We start from the raw sequence: 18,546 nt of genomic DNA, 5'->3' as shown, positions 1-18,546 counted from the left end.
TCGACGATTGGGGCACCGACACCGCGGCGCCGAAAGCGGACCGCCGACCCGAGCTGGGCGGGTCGCGGCGTGTCGGCGGCGGGCTCGTCGCGCGCGAACCGGGGTCGGGCACTCGGGTCGACGTCCGGAACGACGAGGCCGCCCGGGAGCTGGCGGGGATGCTCGACCTGCTCGGGCTGGAGCCGCCGGACGGGTGGCGGGCGCTCTGGAAGCCCCCCGCGGTCGACGCCGGGACCGAGGCGCTCGAAGCCGGGTTGGAGCGCGCCGTCGCGGCCGCGGAGGGGCTCGACGACGCCGTCGACGCGGCCGGCGGGGTCGGGGTTCTCGACGATTCGGGGCTCGTCCGCGACGAGCCGATCGCGTCGCCGAACGCGGGCGCCTGGGTGTGGTTCGGCCGCGAGAGCCGATTCACGCTCGACGACCGGCGCCGCGAGGCGACGGCGACGATGCCGGGGCACCACCGGGTGAAGGCGGGGTCGGCGGCCGCCTCGGCCGGCGTCGACCTCGCGGAGGCGCTCTGCGATCCGGAGCCGGACGCCGCGTTCCCGTTCGGGGTCGTGACCGACGCGTTCGGGCCGGCGGAGGGCGACGCGCTGCGGCTCGAACACGGCAAGCCCGACGGCCGGCTGATAACGCTCGGCGAGGGACGGGTGACTGCGGTCGACGCCGACGGCTCGGTCACGGTCGAGCGCGAGATGACCGGCGGCGGCAGCTACGACGGGCTCGGCTCTCCTCGCGAGGCGGGCGACGTCGCCGAGACGAGCCTGAAGGAGGGCCGGTGGTGGTACCCGACCACCTACCGCGGGCGCGACGGGACGGTGCGGGGCACCTACGTCAACGTCTGCACCCCGGTCGAGGTGTTCCCGGAGGCCGCCCGCTACGTGGATCTCCACGTCGACGTGGTGAAGCGGCCGGACGGTCAGGTCGAGCGCCTCGACGACGACGAACTGCGGGAGTCGGTCGCCGCGGGCGACATTCCGGAGCCGCTGGCGGAGAAGGCGCGGAGCGTCGCGTCCGCGCTGGAGAACGCGTTGTAAACGAGGAAACGCGACCGCGAGGCCGTCTCAGAAGTGGTTCGCGGACTCGGTCTCGTGTTTTAACTCGCCGCCGCGACCCCCCTCGACAGTGGAGGCGCCCTGGTCGCCGGAGGAGGCGGATCGCACCGTCACGTTCTCCACCTCGTCGAAGTCCATGATCAGGTCGCGGCGGATGTTGTCGGCGGTGATGTTGGAGATACCGCAGCCGGAGCAGGTGCCGCCGAGCTCGACGACGACCTCGCCGGTCTCGGGGTCCGCCTCGCGCACGACGCTCGTGCCGCCGTGCATCTGGATGATCGGCATCTGCCCGACCATCCACTCCTCGACTCGGTCCGCGAGGCTCTCGTCGCTCATTGCTGACCGTTGGCACCCGAGCCTATGGAAGCTTGCGGTTTCCGAGCGTCTCGAAGAAACGAAACGAACTGTGTCATCGTCGATCGCTCGGAAGCCGGCCGGAGAAACCGATCGCAGTTACGGGGTCGGTCACTCCTCGGTGTCGTCCGCTCGCTCAGACTCGCTCGGGAGGCGAGTCGGGTCGGCGGGGTCGTCGCCGTGCATGGAGTCGTCGCGTTCGAGGAGATACAGGAGCGGCCCGAGCGCGGCCAACACGAGCACGCCGGGGAGCGGCGCGTCCGGGACGAGCAGCGCGGTGGTCAGGGCGGCGCCGGAGGTGACGACGAGGAGGGCGGCCCACAGCGGCGGGGAGCCGAGGTCGACCCCGACGCGCGCGGCGTCGCGGTACACGAGCGCGGCCGCGACCGCGACGAGGAGCACGGCGGCGCCGCCGCCGAGGATCGTGGGAAGGGACATACCGGTCGTTCGGCCGAGACGGGAAAAAGGGTGTCGCGAGCGGGCGGAGAGGAGGGAGAGAACGCGATGTACTCGGTCCGGGGCGGCGATCGCGGTTCGACGGACGGACTACGGCGCCTCGCCCGTCTCGATGCTGAAGGAGTCGCGGGGGTACGCCACGCAGGTCAGGGTGTAGCCGTCGTCGATCTCGGCCTCTTCGAGCATCTGCTGGTTGTCGTGCTCGACGAAGTCCTCGGAGGGGCCGTCCGTGATGTGACCGGCACACGAGACGCACTGGCCCTGTCGGCAGGCGTACGGGAGGTCCCACCCCTCGTCTTCGCCCTGTTCGAGGATCGGCTGGTCGTTAGAGAGCTCGACCGTCTCCCCCTGCTTGACGAACTCGACCTCGAAGTGCTCGACCTCCTCTACGTCGGCGGGGCCGGCGCTGACGGCGCTGCCGTCCTCCAGTTCGCCCTCCTCACCCTCGGCGCCGCCGGCGGGAACGGCGCCGCCGCCGCCACCGCCGCCGCCGAGAGCGCGGTTTCCGGGCTCGGGGAAGTCGGTCTCAGGCACCGCGGACGCGCGGCGTTCGAGCAGTTCGTCGGAGATGTCCGTAGTGGGATCCCAGCCAGTCCCCTTCAGACTGCTGACGAAGACGACGAGCAGCGTCGCAATCACCCCGAGAACGATCGCGGGCATGTTCGCGACGTTCGCAATGAGCGGGTTGAGCATACGAACCGATATGAAGAGGTGGCTTAAGGCCGTTTTGATCGGTCCAACCGCGTGAGAGCCCCGATGTCGGGGGGTTGGAGGGCGCGCCACGCCGCGGAACGGACCATTTATCGGCCGAGCGGTCGAGTGGACGCTCATGGAAGTGAAATCGCGGCACCACCTCCGGAGCGACGACATCGCGGCGATCCGCGAGGCGGTCGCCGACCACCTCGGCGTCGACATCGACGGGGACACCTTCGAGTTCGTCGAATTCGTGGACGCGAACTACGAACTCGTCTTAGTCGACGGCGAGCCGGCCGTCTTCTACGTCGACGACGACGAGCCGTTCCTCACCGTTCGGGGCGCGAACGATTACGAGCCGAAGACCGGGATCGTGACGGTCGACGCGGGCGCCATCTCGTTCGTCTCCGACGGCGCCGACGTGATGCGGCCCGGAATCGTCGAGGCCGATCCGGAGATCCGCGAGGGCGACCTCGTCGTGATCGCCGAGGAGACCCACGAGAAGGTGCTCGCGGTCGGCCGAGCGCTGATCGACGGCGACGAGATGGTCGGGGACAGCGGAAAGGTCGTCGAATCCATCCACCACGTCGGCGACGAGCTGTACGAGTTCTCGGCGTAGACGGGCGGGATTCGTTTATAAATGGCGAGAGCGGTCGTGACGCCTTTTATAAATAGACGAGTGCGGTGGCGCGTGCCTCCGAGTGGCCGGGAGGCCACGAGGAGCGCCGCGCGAGGGACGCCGAGAACGCCCACAGGGCGTGAGCGGCGAGGCTGGGGAGGTGTGAGGCGCGGTCGCGGTGCGGGTGGGACTCAAAGGGGCAGCCGCGAGGGCGGCGCAGGCGACGTAAGCACCGCAGGAACGAGCAACGCGAGTGACGAGGAGCGCAGCGAGCGTGCGCCGCCCTCGCGGCTGGGGCTTTGGTGGTCACCGCAGGCGCGATGTATAGCCGAGCGGCTGGGGCTTCGGACGTGGTCACGGTCGATCGACGATCGATCACTTATAAACGAGCGTCTGGAGCGTTAACGCGACACCCGTGAAGGCCGAATCCGTCTCAGTCGCGATCGCTCCGCGTCTTTTAATCGCCTCGCCCGCGACCCCCACGGTAATGACCGCGATTCGGGTGCTGAGCTACAACGTCCGCTACGCCAACCGCGGCGATCACCACGACGCCTGGCACGACCGCCGCGACGCGGTCGCGCGGCTCGTCCGCTTCCACCGCCCGGACGTCGCCGCATTTCAAGAGCCGCTACCCGACCAGCGCCGCGATCTCCGCGAGCGACTCCCGAGCTACGAGTTCGTCGGACGCGGACGGGGGACCGACAGCGAGGGCGAGGGGTGTCCGATCGCGGTCCGAGCCGACCGCTGGGAGGTCGTCGACGACGACACGTTCTGGCTCTCCGAGACGCCGGATCGGCAGTCTATCGGCTGGGACGCCGCCTATCCGCGGATCGCGACGTGGGCGCGTGTCCGCGCCGTCGACGGGGACGCGGCCACGGAACTCCTCGTCGTCAACACGCACTTCGACCACGTCAGCGCGCACGCCCGACGCGAATCCGCGCGGCTGCTCCGCGAGCGACTCCCGGGGATGGCCGAAAGCGACGCGGGCGAACCCGCCGAGTCAGTTCCGATCGCGCTCGTCGGCGACCTCAACTGCACGCCGGGGTCTGACCCGTATCGGATCCTTCTCGGTGACGACCCGGAGACGGGGTCGAGCGGTCCGAACGAGACGGGCGACGACCGACTCCGCCTCCGGGACGCGGCCGCGGCCGCCGACCTCAGACACGGCCCGCACACCAGCCTCACCGATTTCGCGCGGCTGATCGACGGCCGGCGGATCGACCACGCGCTCGTCTCGCCCGAGTTCGACGTGGAGGCGTTCGCCACCCTCGCCGACCGCGACGACCGCGGCCGGTACCCCTCCGATCACCTGCCGATTCTGACGCGGATGACGCTGTGAGAACCGGGGGTTACTCGTCGTCCAGCTCGTCGCTCTCGCTTCCGTCCCCTTCGTTGCGCTCGCTTTTGTCCCCCTCGTCGCTCCCGCTTCCGTCCCCCTCGCCGCGCTCGCTTCCGTCCCCTTCGTCGCTCCCGCTTCCGTTCCCCTCGCCGCGCTCGCTTCCGTCTCCTTCGTCGCTCCCGCTTCCGTTTCCGCCGTCCATCTCGTCGGCGTACTTCTCTAGCACCGTCTCGTAGCCGCGCTTCGCCGTCTCGTACGTCTCGCGGAGGTCGACGACCGGCGTCTCGCTGGCGTCGACGCGGAGGTCGTTGTAGTACGGGTCGTCGACCTCCGCCTCGGTGTTCCGGACGAGGAGGGCCGCGGACTGGACCTCCAGGTCCTCCCGCTTGTCACCGCCGGCGGCGTGGCCCGCCGCGAGCGCGTCGACCAGCCGCTCCGCGAGCGGAGCGGCGCCGTGGGCGGCGGACTCGTAGGCGGCCGCCGTGTCGTCGATCACGTCCTCGCCCGTCAGGAGGTTGCCGGCGACGGTGTAGTTCTCGCCCTCGACGTGACCGTACCAGTCGCGACACTCGTCGCCCGAGAACGCGAAGGTCCCGTCGGCGTCGACGCCGTGGAGTTGGCGCTCCGGTTTCCCCTCGTCGGCGTTCAGAAGGGCCTCTAACGCGTCGTCGACCGCGAGCCCGTCGCCGAGGTACTCGATCCCCTTCCGCCCGAGTTCGACGTTGACGAGCGACTGCGTCGCCACCGCGCCGTCCGCCGACGCGAACGGACACAGCGTGCCGACCCCCGGCAGCCGGGTGGTCACCGCCACGCCGTAGCGGACCTGGTCGTCGCCGTCGTCGTCGGTGTAGCGCTCGCGAACGCAGATACTAAACGTCACACCGGGCGTGAGACGGCGACCGGCAAAAGGCTGCGCACCGGGGGCGACGTTTCCGGTTCCCGACCGGGTCGGTTCTGACATCGGTCGGACCGCGACCGGCCTTCGGCCGCGACCTCGATTCAGTCTCCGACCGCGACCTCGATTCGGCCTCCGACCGCCTACACCCGCGTTTTATCTCCGCTGCGTGCCGATTCCGGCCGCCTCGCGGACGCGAAAACCGCAAGCCGCGGGCGGGTCCCTAGGTGCGTGTCACGTGCGAACTGCCGACACAGTTAACCGTGTGAATCCCCCTCATACATATAGCCTCGGTTACGGGCGAAACGGTGACCCGTGGCGGGTCCCCCTCGACGGCAGCAGCGTTCGCGGCTCGATGAGCCGCCGTTCCGGCACGGAGAGCCGCGCGTCCGCGCGGCGCGGCCGGCCCGACGGCCGGGTCGTGACCGCCGGCCGAAGCCGGACTCACGGTCCGGCCGCGAGGCCCCTCGCCCGTCCGAGAGACGTGATACAATGCCAGAACGACACACGCTCGAACGGCTCAGCGAGGAGTACCGGACGAACGTCCCGGACGACCTCCGGGAGCCCCGCTCGTTCGACTGGTATCTCGACGCGCTGTACGAGGAGCCGCGCATCGCACGGAACGCGCACCAGCGCGTCGCCGACATGTTCGACCACTACGGCACGCGGTACGACGAGGAACGCGGCGTGGTCGAGTACTCGCTCGCCGCCGACGACCCGCTCCACGACGGCGAGAACGTCTTCTACGGCCGCGAGGTCCACGAGGCGATCCACGAGTTCGTCAACAAGGTGAAGTCCGGCGCTCGGGGTCTCGGCCCCGAAAAGCGGATCAAGCTGCTGCTCGGTCCCGTGGGCTCCGGGAAGTCGCACTTCGACTGGCTCGCGCGGCGGTACTTCGAGGCGTACACGCTCGAGGGGGCCGGTCGGATGTACACCTTCCGGTGGGTCGACCTCTGTTCGGTGATCGACGACCAGGACCCGGGCGACGACGCGGTGCGTTCGCCGATGAACCAGGACCCGCTCGTGCTCCTCCCGCGCCCGCAGCGCGAGGCAGTGATCGACGAGATCAACGAGCGGCTCGACGCCCCGTACACCCTCCGGAACGATCAGCATCCGGACCCGGCCTCGGAGTTCTACCTGAACGAACTGCTCGCACACTACGACGACGACCTCCGGCGCGTGCTCGACGAACACGTCGAGGTCGTCCGCCTCGTCGCCGACGAGAACCGACGGGAGTGCATCGAGACGTTCGAGCCCAAGGACAAGAAGAACCAGGACGAGACGGAGCTCACCGGCGACGTCAACTACGCGAAGCTGGCCGTCTACGGCGAGTCAGACCCGCGGGCGTTCGACTACGCCGGGGCGTTCTGTAACGCCAACCGCGGGCTGTTCTCCGGCGAGGAGCTGCTCAAGCTGCAGCGGGAGTTCCTCTACGACTTCCTCCACGCCTCACAGGAGTCGACGATCAAGCCGAAGAACAACCCCCGGATCGACATCGACCAGGTGATCGTCGGCCGGACGAACATGCCGGAGTACCGCGAGAAGACGGGCGACGAGAAGATGGAGGCGTTCAACGACCGCACCAAGCGGATCGACTACCCCTACGTGCTGGAGTACGACAGCGAGGCGAAGATCTACGAGAAGATGCTCGCCAACGCCGACGTGCCCAACGTCCACGTCGAGCCGCACGCGCTGGAGATGGCCGGCCTCTTCGGCGTGCTCACCCGATTAGAGGAGCCCACCGACGAGACGGTGGGCCTCCTCGACAAGGCGAAGGTGTACAACGGCGAGCTGGAGGACGAGGAGATTGACCGCCGGAAGCTCCGCGAGGACGCCGCCGAGGAGGCCGACGTGAGCGAGGGGATGGACGGCGTCTCCGCCCGGTTCATCGGCGACGAGATCGCCGAGGCGATCATGGACGCCACCCACCGCGAACGAGGATACCTCTCGCCGCTGTCCGTCTTCGACCACTTCGAGGCGAACCTCGGCGGGCACGGCTCCATCGCCGCCGAGGATCTCGACCGCTACGAGCGCCTCTTAGAGACCGTCCGCGAGGAGTACCGCGAGCGCGCGATCGAGGACGTCCGGCACGCGCTGGCGTACGACGTCGACGAGCTCCGCCGGCAGGGCGAGAAGTACATGGACCACGTGATGGCGTACATCGACGACGCCACCGTCGACGACGAGCTCACCGGCCGCGAGACGGAGCCCGACGAGACGTTCATGCGCGCGGTCGAAGAGCAGCTCGACATCCCCTCGGACCGGAAGGACGACTTCCGGCAGGAGGTGTCGAACTGGGTGTCGCGGCGCGCCCGCGAGGGGCGCGGCTTCGACCCGCAAGAGAACGACCGCCTCCGGCGCGCCCTGGAGCGCAAGCTGTGGGAGGACAAGAAGCACAACATCAACTTCTCCGCGCTGGTCTCGGCGACCGACCTCGACGACGAGGAGCGCAGCGCCTGGGTCGACGCCTTAGTCGATCGGGGCTACTCCGAGGACGGCGCGGCGGAAGTGCTGGAGTACGCGGGCGCTGCCGTCGCCCGTTCGGAGATCGAGGACGGCGGGAGTTGAGATGAACGAACGCGACCGATCCGACGGCGAGGGGTTCGTCCGAGCGGCCGACGAGACGCTGCGAGGCGCGTACGACCCGCCGATGAGCCTCGACGAGTACGTCGACCGCGTCCTGGAGAATCCCGTCGCCGCCGCCTCCGGGGCCCGCTACGTGCTCGCGGCGATCGAGTCGGAGGGCACCCGCGAGGTCCGCGAGCGCGGCGAGCGGCTGGAGCGGTACCGCTTCTTCGACGACCCGTTCAACGACGGCGAGCACGCCGTCCTCGGCAACACCGCCGCGCTCAACGCGTTCGTCGACGACCTCCGGGCCGCCGCGGCGGGCCGCGGCAACGACGAGACCATCGTCTGGATCGACGGCCCCACCGCGACCGGGAAGTCGGAGTTCAAGCGGTGCCTCGTGAACGGCCTCCGCGAGTTCTCGAAGACCGAGGCCGGGCGCCGCTACACCGTCGAGTGGAACGTCACCGGCGCCGGGGGCGGGGTCGGCGGTCCGGGAGGTGCCGCGTCGCTCTCGTACGGCGACGGCGGCGACGCGTCGGCGTGGTACCGTAGCCCGGTGCAGGCGCACCCCCTCTCGGTGTTCCCCGAGGACATCAGGGAGTCGATCGCCGAGGCCGTCGACGACGACGCCTACCCGATCGCGGCCGACGTCGACCTCGACCCGTTCAGCCGCGAGGCGTACGACCGCTTGGAGTCGGTGTACCGCGACGAGGGGCGCCGGGACCTGTTCTCGGCGATCACCGACCGCGACCACCTCCACGTGACGAGCTACGTCGTCGACGTCGGCGAGGGGATCGGCGTGCTCCACGCCGAGGACGACGGCACGCCGAAAGAGCGGCTCGTCGGCTCGTGGATGGGCGGCATGCTCCGCGAGCTCGACTCGCGCGGCCGGAAGAACCCGCAGGCGTTCAGCTACGACGGCGTGCTCTCGCAGGGGAACGGGGTCGCCACCGTCGTCGAGGACGCCAGCCAGCACGCGGACCTGCTCCGGCGGCTGCTCAACGTCCCCGACGAGCGACGGGTGAAGCTCGACAAGGGGATCGGGATGGACCTCGACACGCAGCTGATCGTCATCTCGAACCCCGACCTCGACGCGGAGCTCGACCGCCACGCGGACCGCGAGGGCGCCGACCCCCTGAAGGCGCTGAAGCGGCGGCTCACCCGCCACGAGTTCCGGTACCTGACGAACCGGCTCCTGGAGGCGGAGCTGCTGCGCCGCGAGGTCGGCGGCGTCCGCGGCGTGCCGACCGTCGACGGCGTCGACGACGGGAACGAGGGGGATCCGTCGACGGACCTCGGCGACGACCCCGAGCGCGACCCGGGCGACGAGCCCGGCGCCGCGGCCCTGACGATCGACGTCCGCGGCGACGACGGGACAGTCACCGAGCGCGAGCTCGCGCCCCACGCCGTGGGCGCGGCGGCGCTGTACGCGGTCGTCACGCGGCTCGACACGGAGGACCTCCCGGCCGATTTCGGACTTATCGAGAAGGCGAAGCTGTACGAGACCGGAGATATCAGGCGCGAGACCGGAGCGGGAGACGACGAGCGGATCGCGATCGACGACGTCGACTTCGGCGGGAGGGACGGCCGCAACGGGATCCCGGTGACGTACACCCGCGACGTCGTCGCCGACCTGCTGGGGGCGGACGCCGACCGGAGCCATCCGGAGCTGGCGGTCGAGCGCGTCGTCGCGCCGACGGACGTGCTCGACGCGATGGCCGACGGGCTCTCGGCGGCGCCGCTGTTCTCCCGCTCGGAGGTCGCGGAGTTCGAGAGCCGGAAGGCGCCGGTCGTCGAGCGCGTCCGCGAGCGCCAGCGCGAGGACGTGATCGACGCCGCGCTCGCGGAGGCGACCGTCGCCGAGGAGACGGTCGCGGAGTACGTCGAGCACGTGTACGCGTGGGACGCCGACGAGCCGGTGGAGACGGAGCGAGGTCCCGAGGAGCCCGACGCCCTCGCGATGAAGGTGTTCGAGACGGAGACGCTCGGGCGGTTCGACGAGGACGACTACTACGGCACCGACCCGACCCGGGAGGTCGCCGAGTTCCGCAGGCAGCGCGTGATCCGGGCGCTCACCCGATACGCCTGGCGGAACCGCGGCGACGAGTTCAGCGTCGACGACGTCGAACTCGCCGAGATTCCCGAGCTGCGGGAGGTGCTGGACGCGAACGATCTGGCCGACGTGAAGCGGCGCTTCCCGGAGCTCGACCCGACCGAGTGGGCCGACCCGCCGACCGACACCGAGACGGAACGAGTGAAGTCGGCGACGATAGACCGGCTCGTCGACCGGGGGTACAGCCCCGCGTCGGCCGAGCTGACCAGCCGCGCCGTGATGCGCGACGCCCGCGACGAGTGGGCCGACCTCGCCGCGGACGAGGGGGACGACGCGAGCCGCCGGAGCGGCCGCGACCGCAGCGGCGGGAACGGAGGTGGCGTCTCGTGGGACTGACCGACGACCGCGAGCGCTTCCGCGAGGTCGGCGAGCAGCGCCGCGAGGACCTCGCGGAGTTCATCAGCCACGGCGACCTCGGGCGCTCCGGCCCCGATCGGGTCAAGATCCCCGTGAAGATCGTCGACCTCCCCGAGTTCGAGTACGACAAGCGGGAGGCCGGCGGCGTCGGGCAGGGGGGAGACGGCCAGCCCCAGCCCGGCCAGCCGGTCGACCCCGATCCGGACAACGGCGACGAGGAGGGCGACCCGGGCGAGGAGGGCGGCGAGCACGAGTACTACGAGATGGACCCCGAGGAGTTCGCGCGCGAGCTCGACGAGGAGCTCGGGCTCGATCTCGAACCGAAGGGGAAGCGCGTCGTCGAGGAGGTGGAGGGCGACTTCACCGACACCGCGCGCGCCGGCCCGCGCGGCACCCTCGACGTCGACGAGTTCTTCAAGCGCGGGCTGAAGCGCCACCTCGCGACCGACTTCGACGAGGAGTACGTCCGCGAGGGGCTCCGCGTCGCCGGCGCCGACGTGGACGACGCCTTCGCGTGGGCGCGCGAGCAAGGGATCCCCGTCTCGCGGGCGTGGATCGCCGACGCCGCGGCGACCCTCGTCGAGGTGCGCGACGAGCCTGTGACGGCGCTCGATCGCTGGGAGAGCTTCGACGCGCTCGACGACGAGGTGGACCGCGATCCGGTGAGTCATCGGATCCGTCGGGAGGGCCTCGACAGTGTCCCCTTCCGCCGGGAAGACGAGCGGTTCCGGCACCCGGAGGTGATCGAGAAGCGCGAGCGCAACGTCGTCGTCGTCAACGTGCGCGACGCGTCGGGCTCGATGCGCGAGACGAAACGCGAGCTGGTCGAGCGCGTGTTCACCCCGATAGACTGGTACCTGACGGGTAAGTACGACGCCGCGGAGTTCCGGTACGTGGTCCACGACGCGGAGGCGTGGGAGGTCGACCGCGAGGAGTTCTTCGGAATTCAGTCCGGCGGCGGGACCCGGATCTCCAGCGCCTACGAGCTCGTCGAGGAGATATTAGCGGAGTACCCGTACAGCGAGTGGAACCGTTACGTGTTCGCGGCCGGGGACTCGGAGAACTCCGGCAGCGACACGACCGACTCGGTGATCCCGCTGATGGAGTCGATCGACGCGAACCTCCACGCGTACGTGGAGACGCAGCCCGGCGGCGCCGCGCCGAACGCGCGCCACGCCGACGAGGTGGAGAACGCCCTCGGCAACACCGACAACGTCGCGGTCGCGCGCGTGTCGGAACCGGACGACGTCACCGACGCCATCTACGAGATCCTCAGCACCGAGTCGTCGGACGACGCGACGGTCGACCGGGGCGCGACCGCCGGCCGAGGAGGTGAGCGCCGATGAGAGACGAGCGCGTCGAGGCGAAACGCGAAGCGGCGTCCCTCGACGAGCCCGCCGCGGAGGCCCGCGAACTCGCGGAGCGGCTCGGGTTGGATCCGTACCCAGTCCGGTACTGGGTGGTCGGTCACGACGAGATGAACGAGCTGATCGCGTACGGCGGCTTCCAGCGGCGCTACCCGCACTGGCGCTGGGGGATGAACTACGAGCGACAGCGGAAGAAGGACCGCCACGGGCTCGGAAAGGCGTTCGAGATCGTCAACAACGACGATCCGAGCCACGCGTTCCTGCAGGAGTCGAACGCGGCCGCCGACCAGAAGGCCGTCATCACCCACGTCGAGGCGCACGCCGACTTCTTCGCGAACAACGGCTGGTTCGGGTTGTACGCCGACCGCGGCGAGGGCGGGCCGAACGCCGCGGCGCGGCTGGAGCGCAACGCCGACCGGATCGCGGCGATCGCCGACCGCCCGGAGGTCGACCGGGACGAAGTCGAGCGCCTCGTCGACGCCGTGACGGCGTTAGAGGACACGATCGACCAGCACAGCCCGGTCGACGCCGCCCGATCGGTCGAGGAGCCGGGCGTCGCCGAGGACGTGAACGACCCCGACGAGGACCCGCTGGCGGCGGTCGAGGAGCGGATCGCCGAGCTCGACCTCTCCGAGGAGGTGCGCCGGGACGTGTTCGACGACGAGTGGCTCGACGCGCACGGCGAGGGCGTCGAGCCTGAGGAGCCGCGCCCGGACGTGCTCGCGTTCCTGCGCGACCACGGCAAGCGGTACGACCCCGAGAGCGGCAAGGCGGTCGACCGCGAGCCGTGGGAGACGACCGTCATCGACGCGATCCGCGAGGAGGCGTACTACTTCGCGGGCCAGAAGTCGACGAAGGTGCTCAACGAGGGATGGGCCACGTATTGGGAATCGGTTATGATGGGCGGCGAGGGGTTTGCCGGCCCCGACGAGTTCCTCACGTACGCCGACCACATGGCGCGGGTGCTCGGATCGCCCGGACTCAACCCCTACAAGCTCGGCTTCGAGCTGTGGACGCACGTGGAGTTTCGGGCCGCCCGCCGCGACGTGATCGACCGACTGCTCCGGGTTGACGGGGTGACCGCGGAAAGCTTCCACTCGCGGATCGACCTCAACGAGGTCGCCGAGGCGCTGGAGCCACACCCCGCGATCGCCGGGGCGGGCCCGGCGACGCTCGACGAGCTGGCCGACCTCGCCGCCGACGGCGACCCGCGGGTCGACGCCGAGGCCGTCGACCGGGCGCTCTCGGCGCGGAGCGAGGAGCGGGCCGAGTCCGACGCCGGCGAGGTCGGCGATATCGATCCCGACGCCGGCCCCGATATCGAGCGGTACCCCTGGAAGCTGCTCACCCGCGAGGGGCTCGCGGAGCGCCACTACGTGCTCTCGCGGCCGGAACACCGCGGGGCGCTGCGCAACGTCTCGCGGGAGACGCTGGCAGAGCGCGTCCGGTACATGTTCGACGTCGATCGGTACGCGACCGTCGACGAGGCGCTCGCCGACGTCGACCGGACCGCCGGCTGGGACCGGATGTTAGAGGTGCGCGAGAGCCACAACGACGTGACGTTCATCGACGCGTTCCTCACCGACGAGTTCGTCCGGGAGGGGAACTACTTCACCTACGAGTACAGCCGGGCGGCCGAGGAGCACCGGGTCGCCAGCGTCGACGCCGACGACGTCCGCCGAAAGCTCCTCCTGCAGTTCACGAACTTCGGGAAGCCGACGGTCGTCGTGCTCGACGGCAACTTCCGGAACCGCGGCGAGCTCCTCTTAGGCCACCGGTTCAACGGGGTCGCACTCGACGAGGAGGCGGCGACGGAGACGCTCAAACGCGTCTTCGAGCTGTGGGGCCGCCCCGTCAATCTCGCGACGATCCGCGTCGAGTACTCCGACGAGGCGATCCGGCGGGCGAAGCGTCGCGGGGCGGAGCCGGAGGGCGAGGAGGTCGGGATACGGTTCCAGTACGACGGCGGCGAGGTGACCGAACACGACCTCGACCCGGCGATCCGCGAGCGGATCGAAGCCGACGAGGTCGACTACGACACGAAGCCGGACGACTGGCTGGCGTGACGAGCGGGACGAAAGATACGGCGGGTCGCGGACGACCGCGGCCTACGTCAGGTCCGCTACCAGCGCGGCGACGGCGTCTGCCTCCTCTTCGTTGATCCCGTGGCCCATCCCCTCGTAGATCCGCTCGTCGACGTCCGCGCCCAACGCCTCCAACACCGCGGTCGTCTCGTGGACGCGCTCTTCCGGGATGTGCGGGTCGACGTCGCTGCAGCCGAGTAACGCCGGGGTCCCGCCGAGCGACTCGGCGGCGTCCCCGTCGACCACGGCCGCCGCGTGGGAGACGTAGTCGTCGACGTCGATCGACTCGCCGATCAGCCCGCCGCTCAGGACCGCGAGCCCGCCGTATCGGGCCGGGTTCCGCGCGACGAACTCGCTCGCGAGGCAGGCGCCCTGCGAGAAGCCGGCGACGAGGACGCGCTCAGTCGGGATCCCGGCGTCCGTCGTCGCCTCGACCGCGCGGCCGACGGCGCGGAGCCCGGAGCGCCGGCCGGGCTCGTTGTCCGCGACGGGCGCGAGGAAGGAGTTCGGGTACCAGGTGTTCGCCGCCGCCTGCGGGGCGAGGAGCGCGACGTCGCCGTCGCCCGCGACCTCCTCGCCGAAGCCGACGATGCTCCGCGCGGTCGCGCCGCGGCCGTGAACGAGGACGATCGCGGCGTCGGCGTCCGCGACTGGAGCCCCAGCCGTCACCAGCTCCTCGTCGACGTGCGGGTCGTCGCCGGTGTGAGGCGTCCGGCCGCTCATACGCCGACGCCCGCGTCTGCGTCGGGCAGGTCGTGCTTTGTCACCGGGAGGCCGAGGTCCTCCAAGGCGCCCTTCATGTGTCGATCCTGCGCGAAGTCGGCGCCGTCCTCCTCACGGAGGCGCTGGGCTGTCGCGAGCACCTCGCCCTTGCGGTCGTCGGGGATCTCGTACTTATCGGCGGAGAGCTCGATGACGAGCCCGTTGTTGTCCTGCGTGTAAATGGAGTGGAAGATCCCCCGGTCGAACACGTTGTACCCCTTGCCGGCCTCCTCTAACGCCGCCATGATGTCCTCGTACTCGTCGGGCTCGACGCTGAAACAGAGGTGATGGACCGCACCGGTCCCGGCGCGCTGGCCGCGGGCCGAGGCGCGGTCGTCGCTCACGAAGAACGTCAGAATGCGACCGTCCCCCGTATCGAAGAACAGGTGCGTCTGGGACGGGTCGTCGAGGTTCGGCTGGCGGAGGACGAGGGGCATCCCGAGCAGGTCGCGGTAGAAGGCGATCGTGTCGGCCTCGTTGCTCCCCCAGACCGTGATGTGGTCGGTGCCGCTGGTGTGGAACGGTGCGTCCGGAAGCTCCGTGGTGACCGGAGCCGCGTTTTCGTCGCTCATACCGGTCGTACGAGACGAGTACGTATAAAAACGAAAGGGACCGGCGGGTGATCGACTGACACCGGTGTTATCACTGTGCGTCTCGGGCGACAGCGAGCGAGCGGGAGAGCGGCGACCATCGGCGAGCGTTCCCCCGCGAAGCGGTTCAGGGGCGCCGCCAGACCGGCGGCGCGATTCCGAGTGCCCTGACGACGTACGGGTAGCCAATCCCGACGGCGACCACCAGTCCCACCGAAGGGACGAGTCCGATCGCCCCGACGACCTGTTCGACGAGCGCGAGCACGGCGACCATCAGGAGGAACATTGCGGCCCAATGCGGGGCGAGCTGTCGGACCTTCTCGGTGGTCGAGGTCATGCCTCGCACAACGGGCGCGGCGTTTATATCGTATCGGTCGGCGTCCGAGTCTGTTGGCGGAGGAAGACGAACCGATGCGGCGAGAAGGGGCGGCGAGACGAGATTAGTACCGCGAGGGGATGAACGCCGCCCCGAGCAGGAGCAGCGAGGAGAGGAACGCGAGAACCAGCACGCGTGTCAACCCGCCGTTGTACTGCTGGAACTGGTCTATCTGTGTGACCTGCGCCTCATATCCCTCGATATCACTCGACAACGTCAGCGTCGAGGCGTCGGAGAAGTGCGCGACGAACTCCGTCTCGCCGATCGTGACCCTCGAGTGCTGCTCTATCTCGATGCTCTCGGTCTCCGTCGCCTCCCAGACGACCACCGCCTGGTCCGCCGTGACATCGTCGACGGTCACGGTGCGGTCGCCGTACTCGAAGTCGTCGCCGGTGGCGTACGCCCGCTCCTCGGGGGCCGGGAAGTACTCCTCGGCCGGGACGAGCGTCGACTCGCCGTCCTCGGTGACGACGACGTACTCGCCGTCGTCCCGCGGGACGGTCTCGTTGTCGGCCTGGGGGTCGTTCTCGAGGATCGCCTGTCGGTCGAGTACCTCGACGAGCGTGAACTCGCTCGGCGTCTCGCCCGTGATCTCCACGCGCCACTCCTGATCGCCGACTTGGACGGTCGACTCGTTCGCCCACGCCTCGGACTGTTCCACCGTCATCTCGCGCTCGATCGTAGCGACGATCGACGTCGAGGCACCACCGCCACCGTGACCGCCGCCGCCCTCCTCGACCTCAGCTATCCCGGCGACGACATACTCCTCGCCGTCGACCTCGATCGTGTCTCCCTGTGAGACCTCGAAGTCAGGGTTGTCGAAGCCGATCTCCGGGCTATCGGCCGTCGCGGTGAGGACACCCGCTCCACCCGCGATCAGCACGAAGAGCGCGACGTACACGGCCACAGCGCGTCGTTGCATGATTTTAGCATTGGCCACCCGGTGTATAACGGTTACTAAGCCGAGCCATCGGAACGGTCGAACCGCTCCATCGCTCCGTCATGTCGCTACCGACGAACGACCAGCACGGACAGGTCCGAAAACGGCGTGTCCGACCGCTCGGTGCCGCCGGCGTGACGTGCGAGCTCGCCGACGGTCGTCCGAGTGATCGCCTCGTCGTCGCGAGTGAGCCGCTCGCAGACGAGCGCGCCGTCGGATCGGTCGCATCCGTGGTCGAGTAGATCGCGAGCGATGTCACCGGGCATCCAGTCGAACGGACGAGGAAGCACGAGCAGGTGTCGATCGCCGGCGTCTCGGCGGAGCCGAGCGAGGTCGTCACCGAGGCCGCCGCTCTTGTGGAGCGTGACGAACGTCGCGCCCTCCATCGGCGTCCGGGCCCGGCTCGCCGCGACCTGCAGCGAAGAGACCCCCGGAACGATGCGGAGACCGACGGAATCGTCCGCCGCCTCGTCGAGGACGCGCTCGACCTTGCCGACGAACTGGTAACCCGAGTGGTTCGGATCGCCCATCAGCACCGCCACCCCCCGCTCCCCGCCGGCGACCCGCTCGGCGAACGTCTCCAGCGTGGCCGCCTCGTCGGAGTAGCCACACGCCAACCAGTCGGCGTCGGTACGACCGCGAACGAGGTCGACGACGGTCTCGAAGCCGACGGCAACGTCGGCCGCCCGAAGCGCCTGCTCGGCCCGCGGGACGAGGTACTCGGGATTCCCGGGCCCGATGCCGACGGCATGGACTACGCGCCCACCGGTCTCGGACGGGGGTTCCGGTGTCGACGCCGCGTACTCCGCCGGGTCCGGCCCGGCGTCGAGGTCGTACGACGCGCCGTCGCTCACGTTAGACCCCGATCGCCGCGCCTCCGCGTCCGATACCTACCGGTAGTCCGCGTACACGCGCGTTCCCCCGAGCCGTCGACGCGTCTGAGACGTGTCGGAGCGTCCACATCGGCCCGGAAGGCACCGATCCGCCTATACGTTCGGGTCGGGGCCGCGCACCACAGCGTCTCGGCGACCGCGCTTCGGTTCGCCGTGAGACTCACCGTTGACGACGCTCAACGAGGCTGCCCGCACCGCTGCTCGGCGGTCAAAAACGAGAGCCAAGGGCCGGATTTGAACCGGCGTTGGGCGGCTCTGCAGGCCGCTGCGTCTGACCAGACTCTGCCACCTTGGCGCCAATCGGAAGTACCGCTGTCGAGCGTTTAAGCCTAGCGGTCGCACCGCGACTGCCGCGGTCGCCACCGTCGACTCTGCGGACCGCTCGCGCTACTCGTCGAAAAATGAAATTGTGTGGGGCAATCGCCCCGTATGAATGGGTAGGCGGCGAACCGCGGTTCCCAGAGGATCGCTCACTCCAGTACTTCCCGGTACGCTGGTGGGCTTAACTTCCGTGTTCGGAATGGGTACGGGTGTTCCCCCACCGCTCTGGCCGCCTTCACGCCGACGCTCGGAATCGAACCGAACCGCTCTGTACTCGCTGTGAGTACTGAGAGACGCCTGTGTCGGTGGTTCCGATCTCTCGATCGGCTGACCGTGTATATGTGCGATCCAGTTACCGCCTGAACTCAACCGAGTGTGGTGTCAGTGCCGTATGATTGTGGCTTCGGTCTGTTAGTGCTCGTGGACTCAACGCCTCGTTGCCTCGGCGCGTACATCCCGAGTCTATCGAACTCGTCTTCTACGAGTGACCTCAATGGTACTTCTTTTCCATGTGGGTTTCGAGCTTAGATGCGTTCAGCTCTTACCCCGTGTCGCGTGGCTACCCGGCAGTGCTCTCTCGAACAACCGGTACACCAGTGGCGACCAAACGTAGTTCCTCTCGTACTATACGTTCGTTCACGTCAAGTACCTTGACACCCCCAATAGATAGCAGCCGACCTGTCTCACGACGGTCTAAACCCAGCTCACGACCTCCTTTAATAGGCGAACAACCTCACCCTTGCCCGCTTCTGCACGGGCAGGAT

General features: G+C 69.4%; 15 protein-coding genes, 1 tRNA gene, 2 rRNA genes and 1 pseudogene. 7 read left to right on the top strand and 12 right to left on the bottom strand.

The genetic code is table 11. From position 1 onward, the window contains the following. Positions 1-1,037, top strand: a 1,037-nt coding sequence (locus tag OQF71_RS09040; RefSeq protein WP_280587172.1) for a DUF402 domain-containing protein, incomplete at its 5' end; no start/stop codon positions are given. A 27-nt stretch (positions 1,038-1,064) separates the two neighbouring features. Here the strand turns inward: OQF71_RS09040 and OQF71_RS09035 are convergent. The 3 genes from OQF71_RS09035 to OQF71_RS09025 all read right to left on the bottom strand — a co-directional run bounded on the left by OQF71_RS09035 (position 1,065) and on the right by OQF71_RS09025 (position 2,558). Continuing rightward, positions 1,065-1,391 (bottom strand): NifU family protein, encoded by a 327-nt coding sequence (locus OQF71_RS09035; RefSeq protein WP_280587170.1) that lies wholly within the window; start codon positions 1,389-1,391, stop codon positions 1,065-1,067. Positions 1,392-1,520: 129 nt separating this feature from the next. Next, entirely contained in the window at positions 1,521-1,847 is a 327-nt protein-coding gene (locus tag OQF71_RS09030) for a hypothetical protein (RefSeq protein WP_280587169.1), read from the bottom strand. 108 nt (positions 1,848-1,955) lie between these two features. Continuing rightward, positions 1,956-2,558: a 2Fe-2S iron-sulfur cluster-binding protein gene (locus tag OQF71_RS09025; protein WP_280587168.1), complete on the bottom strand. Its 603-nt coding sequence runs from the start codon at positions 2,556-2,558 to the stop codon at positions 1,956-1,958. Between the two features lie 136 nt (positions 2,559-2,694). Here OQF71_RS09025 and OQF71_RS09020 point away from each other — a divergent pair, with 136 nt between their 5' ends. Both OQF71_RS09020 and OQF71_RS09015 read left to right on the top strand, forming a co-directional pair. Beyond that, entirely contained in the window at positions 2,695-3,177 is a 483-nt protein-coding gene (locus tag OQF71_RS09020) for an RNA-binding protein (protein ID WP_280587166.1), read from the top strand. A 487-nt stretch (positions 3,178-3,664) separates the two neighbouring features. Continuing rightward, positions 3,665-4,516, top strand: a complete 852-nt coding sequence (locus OQF71_RS09015; RefSeq protein WP_280587165.1) for an endonuclease/exonuclease/phosphatase family protein — start codon at positions 3,665-3,667, stop codon at positions 4,514-4,516. A 172-nt stretch (positions 4,517-4,688) separates the two neighbouring features. Here OQF71_RS09015 and OQF71_RS09010 read toward each other — a convergent pair. After that, positions 4,689-5,396: pseudogene (locus tag OQF71_RS09010) on the bottom strand (DUF1028 domain-containing protein); the annotation flags it as partial. A 507-nt stretch (positions 5,397-5,903) separates the two neighbouring features. Here OQF71_RS09010 and OQF71_RS09005 point away from each other — a divergent pair. Genes OQF71_RS09005 through OQF71_RS08990 form a run of 4 tightly spaced genes read left to right on the top strand, consistent with a single transcriptional unit; the run spans position 5,904 to position 13,882 of the window. Next, a complete protein-coding gene (locus tag OQF71_RS09005) occupies positions 5,904-7,979 on the top strand; it encodes a serine protein kinase PrkA (RefSeq protein WP_280587163.1) in 2,076 nt (691 codons plus the stop codon). Position 7,980: 1 nt separating this feature from the next. Then, positions 7,981-10,428, top strand: coding sequence for a kinase anchor protein (locus OQF71_RS09000; protein WP_280587162.1), 2,448 nt, complete (start codon positions 7,981-7,983; stop codon positions 10,426-10,428). Continuing rightward, positions 10,419-11,795 carry a DUF444 family protein gene (locus OQF71_RS08995; RefSeq protein WP_280587161.1) on the top strand — a complete coding sequence of 459 codons (1,377 nt, stop codon included), beginning with the start codon at positions 10,419-10,421 and terminating at the stop codon, positions 11,793-11,795. Before OQF71_RS09000 ends, OQF71_RS08995 begins: the two co-directional genes overlap by 10 nt. After that, positions 11,792-13,882: a SpoVR family protein gene (locus OQF71_RS08990; protein ID WP_280587160.1), complete on the top strand. Its 2,091-nt coding sequence runs from the start codon at positions 11,792-11,794 to the stop codon at positions 13,880-13,882. The genes OQF71_RS08995 and OQF71_RS08990 overlap by 4 nt, the downstream gene beginning before the upstream one ends. Before the next feature lie 42 nt (positions 13,883-13,924). On the opposite strand, the gene OQF71_RS08985 is transcribed toward OQF71_RS08990, so the two are convergent. The 8 genes from OQF71_RS08985 to OQF71_RS08950 form a co-directional block, all read right to left on the bottom strand. Next, on the bottom strand, positions 13,925-14,623 hold the full coding sequence (locus OQF71_RS08985; protein WP_280587159.1) for a dienelactone hydrolase family protein: 699 nt from the start codon (positions 14,621-14,623) through the stop codon (positions 13,925-13,927). After that, positions 14,620-15,234 (bottom strand): VOC family protein, encoded by a 615-nt coding sequence (locus OQF71_RS08980; protein ID WP_280587158.1) that lies wholly within the window; start codon positions 15,232-15,234, stop codon positions 14,620-14,622. Before OQF71_RS08980 ends, OQF71_RS08985 begins: the two co-directional genes overlap by 4 nt. Positions 15,235-15,379: 145 nt before the next feature. Further along, a complete protein-coding gene (locus OQF71_RS08975) occupies positions 15,380-15,589 on the bottom strand; it encodes a hypothetical protein (RefSeq protein ID WP_280587157.1) in 210 nt (69 codons plus the stop codon). Positions 15,590-15,692: 103 nt separating this feature from the next. After that, entirely contained in the window at positions 15,693-16,535 is an 843-nt protein-coding gene (locus OQF71_RS08970) for a hypothetical protein (protein ID WP_280587174.1), read from the bottom strand. Positions 16,536-16,636: 101 nt separating this feature from the next. After that, complete coding sequence (locus OQF71_RS08965) at positions 16,637-17,422, bottom strand: cobalt-precorrin-7 (C(5))-methyltransferase (RefSeq protein ID WP_280587156.1); 786 nt, start codon at positions 17,420-17,422, stop codon at positions 16,637-16,639. Positions 17,423-17,680: 258 nt separating this feature from the next. Then, positions 17,681-17,756, bottom strand: a tRNA-Cys gene (locus OQF71_RS08960). Positions 17,757-17,897: 141 nt separating this feature from the next. After that, positions 17,898-18,019, bottom strand: a 5S ribosomal RNA gene (gene rrf / locus OQF71_RS08955). A gap of 154 nt (positions 18,020-18,173) precedes the next feature. After that, a 23S ribosomal RNA gene (locus OQF71_RS08950) occupies positions 18,174-18,546 on the bottom strand; the annotation flags it as partial.

It is taken from the genome of Halorubrum sp. Boch-26, assembly GCF_029889805.1.
Lineage (GTDB): Archaea > Halobacteriota > Halobacteria > Halobacteriales > Haloferacaceae > Halorubrum.
This window is presented reverse-complemented; position numbering and strand designations above follow the sequence as displayed.

Bases quoted from the DNA above. Each gene is read 5' to 3' on its own strand.
- OQF71_RS08990 (WP_280587160.1), top strand. From the start codon at position 11,792: ATGAGAGACGAGCGCGTCGAGGCGAAACGCGAAGCGGCGTCCCTCGAC.
- OQF71_RS09020 (WP_280587166.1), top strand. From the start codon at position 2,695: ATGGAAGTGAAATCGCGGCACCACCTCCGGAGCGACGACATCGCGGCG.
- OQF71_RS09025 (WP_280587168.1), bottom strand. From the start codon at position 2,558: ATGCTCAACCCGCTCATTGCGAACGTCGCGAACATGCCCGCGATCGTT.
- OQF71_RS09030 (WP_280587169.1), bottom strand. From the start codon at position 1,847: ATGTCCCTTCCCACGATCCTCGGCGGCGGCGCCGCCGTGCTCCTCGTC.
- OQF71_RS09000 (WP_280587162.1), top strand. From the start codon at position 7,981: ATGAACGAACGCGACCGATCCGACGGCGAGGGGTTCGTCCGAGCGGCC.
- OQF71_RS09015 (WP_280587165.1), top strand. From the start codon at position 3,665: ATGACCGCGATTCGGGTGCTGAGCTACAACGTCCGCTACGCCAACCGC.
- OQF71_RS09035 (WP_280587170.1), bottom strand. From the start codon at position 1,391: ATGAGCGACGAGAGCCTCGCGGACCGAGTCGAGGAGTGGATGGTCGGG.
- OQF71_RS08975 (WP_280587157.1), bottom strand. From the start codon at position 15,589: ATGACCTCGACCACCGAGAAGGTCCGACAGCTCGCCCCGCATTGGGCC.
- OQF71_RS08980 (WP_280587158.1), bottom strand. From the start codon at position 15,234: ATGAGCGACGAAAACGCGGCTCCGGTCACCACGGAGCTTCCGGACGCA.
- OQF71_RS09005 (WP_280587163.1), top strand. From the start codon at position 5,904: ATGCCAGAACGACACACGCTCGAACGGCTCAGCGAGGAGTACCGGACG.
- OQF71_RS08985 (WP_280587159.1), bottom strand. From the start codon at position 14,623: ATGAGCGGCCGGACGCCTCACACCGGCGACGACCCGCACGTCGACGAG.